Source organism: Sphingobacterium zeae (assembly GCF_030818895.1).
Classification (GTDB): Bacteria; Bacteroidota; Bacteroidia; order Sphingobacteriales; family Sphingobacteriaceae; genus Sphingobacterium; species Sphingobacterium zeae.
Window position 1 is genome coordinate 1,436,733 of the sequence record NZ_JAUTBA010000001.1, and the last position, 13,218, is coordinate 1,449,950.

Here is a 13,218-nt window from a genome sequence, read left to right on the forward strand (position 1 = left end):
TATTGTTGGTTAAAAATACAAAAAGGCCAATCAGTTGATTAGCCTTTTTGTTGTATTAAAAATCGTGACGCTTCTTTGTTTTTTAAAACTAAGAAGGGTTTTTAAGATGTTGATTAAAATAGTCAGCAATTTTTTCGTACATATGGATACGGTCTTTACCCATCACATTGTGTTCGTGCGTAGGGTATAGAAAATAATCTACTTGCTTACCGGCTTTAATGCAGGCTTCTAAAAACTCCATGCTATTTTGCTGTACAACAACAGGGTCTTGTGCACCGTGAATAATCAATAGCCTTCCTTTCAGCTGATTGGCTTTATTGAGCAGTGATGTTAATTTATAGCCTTCTGGGTTTTCCTGTGGTGTGTCCATGTATCGTTCTCCATACATCACTTCATAATACTTCCAGTCGATGACTGGACCTCCGGCTACAGCTGCCTTGAAGATGTCGTTGTGGTGCAGCATGAAGGAAGTGGTCATGAATCCACCGAAGCTCCAGCCAAAAATGCCCATGCGTTGTTGGTCAACAAAAGATTTTGATTTCAGGAATTCAATTCCTTTCATTTGATCGGCCATTTCATTTTGGCCGAGGTTGCGATGAGTAGCGGTGTAAAAATCCCGACCTCTGTAATTTGTGCCGCGATTGTCCATCGTGAAGACAATGTAACCCTGCTGGGCCATATACATGTCGAAGTAACCTGCTCCGCCTAACCATTTGTTAGACACCAACTGTGAGTGTGATCCGCCATATAAATAGTACATGACCGGGTATTTCTTGGCAGGGTCAAAATCGTTGGGATAAATGATACGTCCTGTCAACGGGTATTTTCCATCTGCAGAAGTTAACTGTACAAATTCGATTTTAGGATCATTTATTTTCCCGGTAAAAGGATTTTCAGCATTGACTAAGGTCGTTTCTTTAGCAGATTTGACATTCTTGATCTGAACTTTATTAGGTGTTTTTAAATTGCTGTATTGATCGTAAATATATTTGCCGTCGTCACTTAAGGCAGCATGGTGCATACCAGATTCATGTGTTAACTGAATCGTCTTACCCGATTTTAGATCAACTTCGAATAACTGGCGATCTAAACCATTATTGGTTACGCCGGTATAACTTACTTTGTTGCCATCGGCCGAGAAATCGAGTAATGTTTCCATGACGATGTCTTTGTAGCCTAACTTTTTAATTAAATTACCGTTGGTATTGTATAAGTAAAGCTGATTGTAACCATCCTTGTCAGATTGATAAAGAAATTGATCTGGTTTGTTTGGTAAAAATGTTAACGGGCTTTCAGGTTCAACCCAGGTTGTTGCGGTTTCTTCAAATAATGTTTTGATCAAGGAACCGTTTTCAGCATTGTATTTGTTGACTTTAAGGTCATTTTGTCCGCGGTTAAGGAGTCCGACATAGATGTATTTTCCAGAAGGATCCCAGGTAACCATGGTTAAATACTGCTCTGTATGCTCACCGGTTTGAAGTGTCACTTTTTGTCCAGTTTTGGTATCGTAAACGACTAAGGAAACTTCTTCTGATTTTTGCCCTGCCATTGGGTACTTTATCCATTTGATGTCCGCAATTCTGGAGCTCCATTGTGGCAGAGGATAATTGGCTACCATAGTTTCATCTTTACGGTAGTAAAGCAGTTTGTCATTCTGATTGCTCCACCACATTCCTTTCTTGATACCAAATTCCTGACGGTGTGTGTAATCGCTTCCATTGACAATTCCTTTATTGCTATCATCTGTTACAGCAGTAATTTTGCCATTCTTGTCAATAATTTCAATGTTGTTTTCGACTAAGTAAGCGATTTTAGAAAAGTCCGAACTTACCTCACGATTCGCACCTTTGTTGTCATTGCCGATAAAGCTTTCAATAGTTTTGGATTGAATGTTGTAAGTTACGGTGTACGTTTTATCTTTTCCTTCAACTTGGAGTAAGAGCGAATTTCCGTCATGCCATTTATATTCAAAAGGAAACATCCGAAGACTGAATGCGTCATTTGGAATAGCCGCCTTTAAAGCGGTTTCGAGGTCCGCTTTAGATGCCAGAGTTGTCTCACTCCAATTGTTTGTTGAGCTTTTCGATAATAGATTTTGGTATGATTTATCGAGATAGGAGATGGTGCTGGATTTTGGGATCCACGACGCACCAACGATCGATGTCGGTGCATAGGTGCGGGGACCAAAGACTGTTTCTTCTAAATTGAGGTTGCGTTGTGCATAGCTGCCTAAGGAGCTTGCCAACAAGAAGAATAGCGCAATTCTTTTCATTAAACTGTAATATTTTGTGAAAGTTTATTCTCAACGGCATACGTGAACCCGTTCCGACGGTTATTTTGCGTTTTGCTGTACTCACTTCGAACGAAGAGGTCTGCTGCGGGCAAAAAAATAATGCAGAAAGAACGTATTATATTCCGTTTTATTTTAACATTTATAGGGCTAAAATTAGGGAAATAGCCCTATAAAACCTAATACAGAATTGTTGCTTTCGTAACTAAAATTGCTTGCTGCAAACCTCTACTTCTTGCTGCTTAGCTACAATTTGCGTAGCCATATGTTTCGGAATTGAACCAGATCACCATGATCCTGTAGCATGATCGGGCCTGGACCGTGGCTTACTTGTTTGGGCAGCCCTATATACTCTGTAGTACCCTCGATTTGGGTATTGTTTTGCACTAATACCCCATTATGTAGCACGGTTACAGTTCCTTTACAGATTAATATTCCATCTTTACTGAATTGGGGGGCTTTGTAAATAATATCATACACATGCCATTTGTCTGGCGCAATTACCTGTGCCAGTGGTGGACGCTGCTTGTAAAGACTGCCTGCTCCACCGTTCACATAAGTCGGATTGTTGTTGTTGTCCAGTACCTGAATCTCATATAGCCCTTGTAAAAAAATTCCACTATTGCCTCTTCCTTGACCCTCACCTTTGATAACTTCGGGGCTCTTCCATTCCACATGCAGTTGGAAATCGGTGAAATGTTCGTTGGTTTCAATGGCTCCAGCTCCGGGTTTTACTTCGAGTACATTATTGTTCACCGTCCAGTTGGCTTGCCCTTTCTCACCTTTCCATTTACTGAGATCCTTGCCGTTAAAAAGGATAATGGCATCGCTCGGTATACCGTGATCGATTGTTATGGTTGGAGGGACAGGACTGTAGTATTCCGTGTCAGTAGGTTTCATATTGGTCTGAGCACGTAGCCCTGTCGCGCCAAATAAAAGTGTTAATGCTATCGCTGAGGATAAAAAAGAGTTCATCTGTTGGTTTTTTGGTAATGGTTAAATATACAAATAATCCCCTTTGTATGGAACAATTTCCTTAGGTTTGTGCATGGCAACCATTTTACAGACAGTATCACTAAAAGAAGCACGATTCTATGCACCGATAGGGTATTATGAAGAAGAACAGGTGTTGGGTAACGAATTTTTTGTCTCTATTGACGTATGTTTTCCCTTTCTGAATTTGGAGACGGAGAATTTGAAAAATACGCTTAATTACGAGGAACTTTACCACATTACCGCCAGCGTAATGCGACCTAAACGAAAATTGCTTGAATCTGCTGCGTCAGAAATATTGGACCAGATTCGAAATCGGGTATCCCATGCTGTAACGATCACAGTCGTCATACGAAAATCAAATCCTCCTTTCGGCGGCGATCTTGCCTGCTCACAAGTCAGTCTTAACTATTTCAAGGATTAAAACCAAACTGGATCAGCCGTATGTCGACTGAAAGATTTAGTTTTAGCAACCATTATTTGAATATCTTAAAAGTATACTATGAATATTTTTGATCTGGTCATTGCTGATAAAGAAAAGATCGCTTTGGAAACGGTTTTCTTACAGGAAGAAAGTCGTCAGAAGCTTTTGCAGCTCATTAAAGAGCATCGTTATATCAAAGAGCTTGCACAATTAGGTCTGCCGGTCAGCAATAAGATTTTACTGCATGGTTATTCTGGCTGTGGAAAAACCACAACGGCCAAAGCCCTGGCAACAGCGCTCGACAAACCCATTTATGTGTTGAATTTGAGCAATCTTATTTCGTCTCGTATTGGGGAGACTTCCCAACACCTGAAACAGGTCTTCGACAAAGCGGGGCGCGAAAAGGCCGTTTTGTTTTTAGACGAATTCGACCAGATTGGTAAGGCACGGATTAGTGAAGAGAAAGATGTGGGTGAAATGCGCCGCCTTGTTAATTCCATTATCCAGCTGATCGATTATTTTCCCGCTGAAGCGGTATTGGTTGCTGCTACCAATCATCCTGAGATATTGGACACCGCTATCATTCGACGTTTTCAGCTTCGTCTGGCGTTTGAGTTACCGACCAACGGGCAGTTAGATGCCTATTATGAGAATCTGTTTATGCCATTTCCACAGTATGCTGAAGTCGTTCCCAGGCGTTATGGGATTTCTTATGCAGAGGCCAAAGATTATATTTACGATGCCGTCAAATCCTTGGTGATTGCTGCGCTAGAAAACCCTAAAATTTAACGTTTTTTTGAATAGCTCCGTCGCTGTGCTTTTCTGTGCATAGCAAGGCGATGGGGCGTATAATCAATACATACTAATAACTAACATATAGACAAAATGGCATTAATTCTTTATTAAAAATGTCATTTTGTCTTTAAAATGGGTGTGGTACGCAAATTGAATAATTCCTCTCAAATAGTTAGAATAAAAAGCTTAACAATAAAACAAAAATTAGGAGGACAAAAAAATGGCATTAATTAAATTCCCATCGAAAAGTTTAAATACTGATGCAGTAAATCCGTTTGTAAACACTGTATTTGATAATTTATTCAATGATAATTTTATTTCAGATCGTTTGGTATCTCGTGTTCCGGCGGTGAATATATCAGAAACTGAGAAATCTTTCAAAGTTGAAATGGCTGCGCCAGGATTGGATAAGTCTGATTTTAAGATTAATGTAGATAAAAATCTGATTACAATTTCGGCTGAGAAAAAGGAGGAAAGTGTCAGTGAAGAGAAATTATACAGTAAAAAAGAATTCAATTATTCATCATTCTCGCGCTCGTTTACTTTGCCTGATACGGTAGATTACAGCAGTATTGAGGCTGCGTATGAAGGAGGGATATTGATTTTAACTGTGGGCAAGAAAGAGGATGCAATTATCGCTAAGCGTTTAATTGAAGTGAAGTAATAGAGAAGAGTGAAACAGTATATCCGCTTTGAGATGATCAAAAGAACGATAGAAGAAGAATAAAGGAAAATAGTTTTTAGGTTTAGTTTATGTTTTCATCCCTTGGAACGTCAGTGGTGTTCCAAGGGATTTTTTTATAGCAGTATGCTGATATTTTGAATATAGGTTATTCTGTCTCTTCATATTTTTCAGCTCGAGGAATTCTGGCGAGAAAGGGCGCTAATTCTTCTGGTAATTTTGTTAATTTTCGTTTCTTAAGATCTAACCACGCTCCATCGACATGAACTGTGCAGCAGCGTGTTCCGTCAGAACGAAATACTTGATGCATAAATGAAAACCGGCTATTGTTTTTGTTGTATTTCGTCAATTCCACTTTGACTTGTACATATTCGTCCAGATGGATTTCCTTAAAATAAAGGAGTTCTTCTCTAAATAATATGGGGCCAATATGGTATTCCGCAAATTTATCGAGGGAAAACCCCACCTTGTGCAGCATATTACTTCGCGCCTGCGCGCAAATATCAGCGTAAGCAGAATGGCGCATATGTCTATTTGCATCGATCTGCGCCCAAATGATTTGGCCTTCATAAAATATATTTTCCATAATCTCTAGCGATAAGTCTCCTTTTTAATAACAATTTACATATTTTTAAATAAAGCTGTAACATTTTGCATGTTTGCTATACTTATTACCTAAACTAAATTTAATAAAAAAGTCGCCAGGTGAACCCATCGGAAATAGAATTTCTTAGACTGATTGATGAGAATAAAGGAATTCTCGTTAAGGTGAGCCGTATGTATATGGATGATCACGATGGGCGGCAGGACCTTTATCAGGAAATCGTATATCAATTGTGGAAATCCTACGGAACATTTAAGCGGCAGAGTAAATTTTCAACATGGATGTATCGTGTTGCCCTTAATACGGCCATGGTATTTTTAAAAAAGGAAAAGAAGCATCAGATTTACGATGCATTGGACGAACGGCATGACGCTGCCGATGAAGGTTATGACGCTGATAAAGACGAGCAATTAAAAGTTTTCTATCAGGCAGTCCAGGAACTCAATGCAATCGAAAAAGCGCTGATCTTTTTGTTTTTAGAGGGCCAAAGTCATCGGGAAATTGCCGAGAATTTGGGTATATCAGAGGTGAATGCCCGGGTGAAATTGAACCGTACAAAAGAACGAATTCAACAGATCATTAAAAAATATAACTATGAATTTTGATGAGTTAAAGAAGTCTTGGCAGGAACAGCCGACAGATGAAGATTTGCAGAATCCAAATCTGAAGTACTACAAGGAAGTAGGCAATATTATGGGCAAGCTGCGCAAGAACATCAAGCGCGAGTTTATTTCATGGTTGTGTTGTATGTGTTTTCTGTTTTTGGTGCCCATATTGCCCATTTATAAGATCGAAGGTTATGCAGCATTTGCCTATTACTTTTTTATTGTACAGATATCGTTATCGAGTCTTCTATATTACCGAAGGTTTTTTTACTTGGTAAAAAGTACCAAGCAGATCGAACTGTTAGCCTCTAAAGAACATTTGCTCAAAACGTATTACGACTTAAAGTATGCCGTTGAGACGTATCGTATTGCAGCCTATGTAATGATCCCACAGGCATTGTTTCTTTACCTGATCATGATCGCCCAGAACCGAACGAGTGTATGGTTTGATCGATTATATCACTTCAAGGAGACTTTTGCAACGGATCCTAATTTTATTGTTTGGATGATCCTGTCGGCAATTGTTTCTATTGTTTTGGTTGTTGGTGTGACGGAAATTATGATTCGCTGCTATTATAGTCGTTACCTCATTCAGATCAAAGAGAAGCTGGATCAATTGGAGACGGAATAAAGTTTTACTGCTGCCTGTGTTTTTTGGGCATGGATATTTCGTATATTGTTATCGAAAAATCCAAGATGCGTTATGTTTAATCCGACAAAGAAGTTACAGCGTAGTTCCCAGATCTTAAGTATATTGGCCAAATATGGTTTTAAAGACGCAATCGCTCGTTTGCCATGGAAAGGATCTAGAGCTTCGGTAGATCATTCCATTGACGTTGATACCGTTAGTGTATATGCCCGTATACGTATGGCGCTTGAAGAGTTAGGTCCGGCATTTATCAAGCTTGGACAATCTGCTTCGACTCGGGAGGGGCTGCTGCCGAAAGATTTGGTAGATGAACTTAAACGCCTGGAGGATAATGTCCCACCTTTTGAAGTAGACATTAAATCCTATCTCGCAGAAGAACTGGAGCTGGATATTGACGCGTATTTTCAGGAGATTGTGGCCGAACCGTTTGCTGCAGCTTCTATCGCTCAGGTGTACAGAGCAACCTTAATAGATGGAACCCAAACGGTGCTAAAGGTGCGACGCCCGGGTATCGATGAGATGATGCGCAGTGATCTGGCACTCATGCGTGATATTGCCAAAATCCTGACCATGTACAATGATGTACTGGAAAACCTTAATCTATCTTTGATTGTCGAATCTTTTTCCATGACTTTGCAGGAGGAAATGTCTTTGGTGATTGAACGACACAATATTGAGCGGTTCGCTAAAAATTTTAAGGGAAATAAAGGTATAAAGGTGCCGCGGGTTTACCCCGAACTATCGTCCGATCGTGTGCTTTGCATGGAGTATCTGGATGGTTTTAAAGTTACCGATGTGGCAGAGATCAAGCGGCGGGGAATGGACGTTCAATCGCTTGTTAAAAATGGGATCAATTTGTATCTCGAACAGGTTATCATCCATGGTTTCTTCCATGGCGATCCGCATCCAGGAAATATGATGGTAATGCCAGACGGGCGGATTGCCTTTTTGGATTTTGGAAACATGGGTAAATTATTGGGTATAGACCGTAGACTACTGGAAGAGTTTATTCAATCGGCAATATCAGAGGATGCTGTCCGGCTTGCTGACGTGATCGAAGATGTAGCTGTCGTTAGTCATATACCAGACCGGAATCAGTTTGAGCGTTCGCTTTATGAGATTTTCGATATGATCGATAATGTATCACTTGGTGATCTTAGCTTAGATTTATTGTTCAATAAACTATGGAAAATTATAGGCGACAATCGCCTGTATTTTCCGGAGTATATTTATCAGTTGATGCGGGGCATCTCCCTGATGGAGGGGATAGGCCGTCAATTATATCCTGATCTCAACATTATGGAAAGCATTAAGCCCTTTGCGCGGCGCATTATGATGGAAAGGCTCTCTCCGCAGGCCATGTTCAAAAAAGGAAAATATAAAGTGGAGTCCTTTGTTCGTGATGTGGAGAAACTACCAGAAGATATGCGTGCGCTCGTTCGCTTATTCCGGACCGGGAATTTTACCCTCAACCATCGTTTGATCAGCGCCCGATCTTTCAATACGATCCTAAGAAAAGGGGTCAATCGTATCGTCATTGGCATTATGTTTATGTCGCTCAATTTGCTGGGCGGAATGATCATCGTGGCGCGAGTTGAACCGAAATGGTGGGGAATCCCCGTTTTTGCCTGGATATGCTTAGGTTCGGCTTGGGTTTTTGCAGTTTATTTATTTATTGCCATGATTCGGGCAAAGGACAATGATTAGTCGTATCGAATATAGCGTTTTAGCGAAGAGGCATGGTGAGGAATATAGCTAAAGAATAAGATAGGAAATAACAAAATATGGAAATTAATCTAACAGGGAAAAAGGCTTTGATTGGAGCGAGTTCAACGGGTATAGGTGGTGGGATTGCCCGAGTGCTTGCCTCTTGTGGTGTATCGGTGACATTAGCCTCCCGAAATGAGCAAAAGCTACAGGATGCGTGTGAAAGTCTAGACAGGTCTAAAGGGCAGGTACATCAATATTTGCTGGTGAATTACAACGATCACGAAGCCTATAAAAAACAGATAGCACATTATTTTGAGTCGAATAAGGTCGATATTTTAATCAACAATTCGAATGGGCCCCAAGCAGGAACCATAGCACAAAAGCAGCTTTCAGATTATCAGGATGCTTTTGAGCTCTTGTTTCAAAATCACTGCTACACGACCGGATGTGCATTGCCTTATATGCAAGCTAACGGATATGGTCGTATTATTAATGTTTCTTCTTCTACAGTGAAGGAGCCGGTTTCTAACTTGGTATTATCCAATACCATCCGTACCGCATTGGTTAGTTGGAGTAAATCGTTGGCGGAGGATGTTGCCAAAGATGGTGTGACAGTAAACAGCATTTTGACAGGACTATTTGATACTGACCGCATACAGTCGCTAACCAATCTGGATGCACAACGTTTGGGCATATCCTACGATGATGCGCTGCAAATACGCTTAAAACAGGTTCCGGCACAACGCCTGGGTAAACCCGAGGAATATGGCTATCTCGTCGCTTTCCTTTGCTCAACCTACGCAAGCTATCTTACCGGTGCCAATATTCCGCTGGATGGCGGTCTGCTGAAAGGTCTGTAAAAAATGATGGCTATCTGATATCAAATCGGATAGCCACCAAGTTTGTGTGATTTATTATTTTCCAATTAATTTAACACCAATTCAGTGTTTACAATGATATCAACATCCGAAGCAACAGCTTCTACACCCGAAGGTAGTTTATCGTTGTATTTCAAGCCAAAGTCGTGGCGGTTAATTGTTGTTTTAGCAGTGAAGCCTGCACGTGTTTTGCCCCAAGGATCAGTAATGATTCCTCCATTTTGAGTAACCTCGAAAGTCACTTTTTTCGTTACATCACGGATTGTTAGATCCGCTACCATTACATATTTTCCTTTTACTTTTGCATTGTTAAAACTAACAGACTTCAAGGTCATTTTAGGGAATTTTTCCGCAGCAAAGAAATCGTCAGTTTTCAAGTGGTTGTCACGGGCAGCGACACGTGTATCGATACTGTTGACATCAATAGAAAAATTGATTTTGGCATTGTTAAAACTTGTACCTGTTGCAGTTTCAACTGTACCTTCTACTTTTGTAAATTCACCATCAACAAAGCTGATACCTAGGTGTTTTACGTCAAATCTTGCATTTGTGTGCGCTGGGTCTGCAGACCATTTTACTTGTGCTACAGCAACATTAATCATTAATACTGCTACTGCCAAAACTTGGAAAAATCTATTCATCTTGTTTTCTTTTTATTTATATAACTGAAATATGTTCAAATTGTTTGTTTGAACAAACTTCTGCAAAGTTGGTATAAACTTGGAAAGAAAAAATTGATGTAGGTCAAGAATTTCGATTAGGTTTTAAGAGCTGTCTTTTTAGGCGACTAAGAAACTCTTGTGTGACGCCCAGATAGGATGCTAATTGCATATTTGAAATCCTCGGGTAAATTTTGGGATACCTCTTGATAAAATCAAGATATCTCTCCTGAGCCGTAAATCCGATACTCGAAATGATGCGATGTTGGGATGCGACCTGTGCACGCTGTGCCATTATCCGAGAAAGTTTTTCAAAGATTGGATGGTCTTTGTACAGTTTGTCTTTATCTTTTTTTGAGAGGGTAAGTACGACAGCATTTTCTAGCGCCTGAATGTTTTGTAGTGCCGGCTCCTGATAGTTGAAGCTCGCAATATCTCCAATCCACCAATCTTCAATCGCAAATTGTAGTATATGTTCTATCCCGTCGGCAGTGATATAGAATGATTTAAATAGACCGCTCAGCACATATGCTTCATGATGGCAGATTTCACCGGCGCGTAGAAAGTACTCTTTTTTCTTTATTTTTTTGACTTGATAACGCGAAACAATGTCATTCAGCTCGTCCTCTGTGACATCAATGCGTTGTTTTACAAATTCCCTAAATTGTTCCATTTGGCTGTAAAATACAAAATTTTGTAAAGCTAATTTAAGATGCGGTGAGATTCCTATCAATACCTACTTTAGAATAGGAATAAGTTGCACTAGCTTAGCTTCATATTTGATTTAAATTTTTGTTAACATCTACATTTTTATGTAATATTTGTCTTGCGGGCCCCTTAATTTAGCTAATTTCATCATTAATTGGTATATTCTGTAGCAATTGAAATATTTTAATTACTAAACTAGCACTGTGTCGCATGAAGTTTGTCGCTCCCAACACGCTCGAAAATGATAATGTCTTATTGAGGATCATGAACCCATCGGACTTCGATGCGCTATACCAAGTTGCCAAGGATCCGCTGATCTGGGAACAGCATCCCAATAAAGACCGTTGGAAAGAAGATGTTTTCCGCCAATTTTTTGAGGCTGCTTTGGCAAGTAAATCAGCTTATTTAATCTATGACAAAAAGAATAATACATGCATTGGCAGTACACGGTATTATGGGCTTGACCAGGTTGGGAGATCAATTTTTGTTGGATTTACCTTTTATGCGCGCGCTTATTGGGGGGTGGGCATTAATCCTTTGGTAAAAGAGATGATGTTTGACTTTGCTTTCAATTTTGTAGACAGCATTTTAATGCATGTTGGTGCGGAGAATTATCGCTCGCAGAAGGCTGTGGAACGCTTGGGGGCAATCAAAGTCGCGGAGCGGATCGTGAGCTACGTAAATGAACCTGAAAGGAAGAACATTGAATATATGCTGCAGAAATCTTCTTGGCTGCGCGCCAAGAGATAAGGCAATTTTACCCCTTGACGCCGCTTAGTATGCTCCCTATAATGACAGCTAATACGATCAATGTAATGATGATATAAAGCTTGTCCTTTTCGATTACAAATCCAAATAGTGAACCAATTACCCGTACAATAGGGGTGAAAATCAATAAAAGGACACCAAGCTGTATGATTTGGGGAACGTTTCGGCTTAATGCGCCAGTAATGATCCCAGTAATTGTGGTGTTGGCGTTTCCCTCACCGACAAAATCGCTGTAATTCGGTACAGTTTCCTGTCCATGAACGATGAGGTAAAGGATGCCACCCAGGACGAGAATGGAAGAAGCGATGACAACTCCTGTTCGTAAAATTTGTCCGACGAGTAGTGAGATATCTTTGTCTCCCCAATAATGTTTGGAAAATACGTGTTTCATTTTGATGCTTTGTTTTCCTTCTTCCTATTGGTGAAGGATCTTACACTATTAATTATGCTAATTGCAACGTATATTTTTTAAAATTTTTGTTGGAATCCGTTGAAAATCATCTCTAAGGCCACGAAAGTTATGGCGACAGCGAAAATGATCCGTAAAGTCTTTGGATTCATACGTTTTAGGAGCTTAGATCCTGTAATGGCACCACCTAATACGCCTAAAATTACCGGAAATGCGATACCGGGATCCATATAACCTCTCTGCAGATACACGACTGCAGATGCTGCTGCGGTAACACCGATCATAAAGTTACTCGTTGTTGTACTGACTTTAAATGGAATTTTCATCATGCTATCCATTGCAAGTACTTTAAGGGATCCGGAACCGATCCCCAATAAACCGGAGATAACACCCGCCACACCCATTAATGAAAAGCCACCCACAATATTGGTTAGCTTGTAGGGGATTAATTTCCCCTCAACAGGATACGTACTGTTTAGCTTCAGTTTTTCAGCTAACGGGGAACCGCCAGCGTTTGCGTGCTCATTTTTTTTACGCACCGTCATGGCTGCCGAGAAGATCAGTACAAAACCAAAGATTATGGCGATGGTATTCGTCGGCATATAGATGGCGATAACAGCTCCAATGACTGCCCCAATGGTGGTAGCGATTTCTAAAAACATACCTAGCCGGATATTGGTAATGCCTTCCTTGACATAAGCTGTTGCAGCACCAGAAGAAGTGGCTATGGAAGCAAGCAATGCTGCTCCTATGGCATAACGAATATCAACATGAAAGAAGAGTGTTAATAAAGGTATCACAACGACCCCACCCCCTAAGCCTGTCAGCGATCCTAATAACCCTGCTACATAAGCCCCTAAGAGAAGGATGATTGTAAACGTGAGAATAGTCATAAATATATTATTTGTTTTGATCCTTAACACACAAATTGTTTTAAGGAAGGTAATTTGTTGCAAAATTAAGGGCTTTTTATCGCTTTTTAAATTTAAAAGCCGCAAGAGATACAATTGTTACATCGATACTGCCTATGCAATTGGTCTGTGT

15 protein-coding genes are annotated in these 13,218 nt (G+C 40.2%); 8 read left to right on the forward strand and 7 right to left on the reverse strand.

The window, feature by feature from the left end:
- Positions 1–88: 88 nt before the first annotated feature.
- Entirely contained in the window at positions 89–2,272 is a 2,184-nt protein-coding gene (locus QE382_RS05920) for a S9 family peptidase (protein WP_307185078.1), read from the reverse strand.
- 264 nt (positions 2,273–2,536) lie between these two features.
- Positions 2,537–3,265: a 3-keto-disaccharide hydrolase gene (locus tag QE382_RS05925; RefSeq protein WP_307185079.1), complete on the reverse strand. Its 729-nt coding sequence runs from the start codon at positions 3,263–3,265 to the stop codon at positions 2,537–2,539.
- A gap of 73 nt (positions 3,266–3,338) precedes the next feature.
- Between QE382_RS05925 and QE382_RS05930 the strand changes: the two genes are divergently transcribed.
- The 3 genes from QE382_RS05930 to QE382_RS05940 all read left to right on the forward strand — a co-directional run bounded on the left by QE382_RS05930 (position 3,339) and on the right by QE382_RS05940 (position 5,166).
- Positions 3,339–3,707: a dihydroneopterin aldolase gene (locus tag QE382_RS05930; protein WP_307185080.1), complete on the forward strand. Its 369-nt coding sequence runs from the start codon at positions 3,339–3,341 to the stop codon at positions 3,705–3,707.
- A gap of 78 nt (positions 3,708–3,785) precedes the next feature.
- On the forward strand, positions 3,786–4,496 hold the full coding sequence (locus QE382_RS05935) for an AAA family ATPase (RefSeq protein ID WP_307185081.1): 711 nt from the start codon (positions 3,786–3,788) through the stop codon (positions 4,494–4,496).
- Between the two features lie 226 nt (positions 4,497–4,722).
- Positions 4,723–5,166, forward strand: a complete 444-nt coding sequence (locus tag QE382_RS05940) for an Hsp20/alpha crystallin family protein (RefSeq protein WP_209578952.1) — start codon at positions 4,723–4,725, stop codon at positions 5,164–5,166.
- Positions 5,167–5,332: 166 nt separating this feature from the next.
- Here the strand turns inward: QE382_RS05940 and QE382_RS05945 are convergent, their stop codons facing one another.
- Positions 5,333–5,770 (reverse strand): acyl-CoA thioesterase, encoded by a 438-nt coding sequence (locus QE382_RS05945; protein ID WP_307185082.1) that lies wholly within the window; start codon positions 5,768–5,770, stop codon positions 5,333–5,335.
- A 119-nt stretch (positions 5,771–5,889) separates the two neighbouring features.
- On the opposite strand from QE382_RS05945, the gene QE382_RS05950 reads away from it, so the two are divergent.
- From QE382_RS05950 to QE382_RS05965, 4 genes are all read left to right on the forward strand, one after another.
- Complete coding sequence (locus QE382_RS05950; protein ID WP_293956555.1) at positions 5,890–6,393, forward strand: RNA polymerase sigma factor; 504 nt, start codon at positions 5,890–5,892, stop codon at positions 6,391–6,393.
- Entirely contained in the window at positions 6,383–7,024 is a 642-nt protein-coding gene (locus QE382_RS05955; RefSeq protein WP_307185083.1) for a hypothetical protein, read from the forward strand. The genes QE382_RS05950 and QE382_RS05955 overlap by 11 nt, the downstream gene beginning before the upstream one ends.
- Before the next feature lie 72 nt (positions 7,025–7,096).
- Positions 7,097–8,749, forward strand: coding sequence for an ABC1 kinase family protein (locus tag QE382_RS05960; protein ID WP_307185084.1), 1,653 nt, complete (start codon positions 7,097–7,099; stop codon positions 8,747–8,749).
- 77 nt (positions 8,750–8,826) lie between these two features.
- Positions 8,827–9,612 (forward strand): SDR family oxidoreductase, encoded by a 786-nt coding sequence (locus QE382_RS05965; protein WP_307185085.1) that lies wholly within the window; start codon positions 8,827–8,829, stop codon positions 9,610–9,612.
- 65 nt (positions 9,613–9,677) lie between these two features.
- On the opposite strand, the gene QE382_RS05970 is transcribed toward QE382_RS05965, so the two are convergent.
- Positions 9,678–10,271, reverse strand: coding sequence for a YceI family protein (locus tag QE382_RS05970; RefSeq protein ID WP_307185086.1), 594 nt, complete (start codon positions 10,269–10,271; stop codon positions 9,678–9,680).
- Positions 10,272–10,374: 103 nt separating this feature from the next.
- Complete coding sequence (locus QE382_RS05975; RefSeq protein ID WP_307185087.1) at positions 10,375–10,962, reverse strand: Crp/Fnr family transcriptional regulator; 588 nt, start codon at positions 10,960–10,962, stop codon at positions 10,375–10,377.
- A gap of 245 nt (positions 10,963–11,207) precedes the next feature.
- Between QE382_RS05975 and QE382_RS05980 the strand changes: the two genes are divergently transcribed.
- Positions 11,208–11,747, forward strand: coding sequence for a GNAT family N-acetyltransferase (locus QE382_RS05980; RefSeq protein ID WP_307185088.1), 540 nt, complete (start codon positions 11,208–11,210; stop codon positions 11,745–11,747).
- 7 nt (positions 11,748–11,754) lie between these two features.
- Here QE382_RS05980 and QE382_RS05985 read toward each other — a convergent pair whose 3' ends face one another.
- Together QE382_RS05985 and QE382_RS05990 are read right to left on the reverse strand one after the other, a co-directional pair.
- Positions 11,755–12,156 carry a DUF1634 domain-containing protein gene (locus tag QE382_RS05985; protein ID WP_307185089.1) on the reverse strand — a complete coding sequence of 134 codons (402 nt, stop codon included), beginning with the start codon at positions 12,154–12,156 and terminating at the stop codon, positions 11,755–11,757.
- A gap of 77 nt (positions 12,157–12,233) precedes the next feature.
- Positions 12,234–13,067: a sulfite exporter TauE/SafE family protein gene (locus QE382_RS05990; protein ID WP_307185090.1), complete on the reverse strand. Its 834-nt coding sequence runs from the start codon at positions 13,065–13,067 to the stop codon at positions 12,234–12,236.
- Positions 13,068–13,218: the final 151 nt, after the last annotated feature.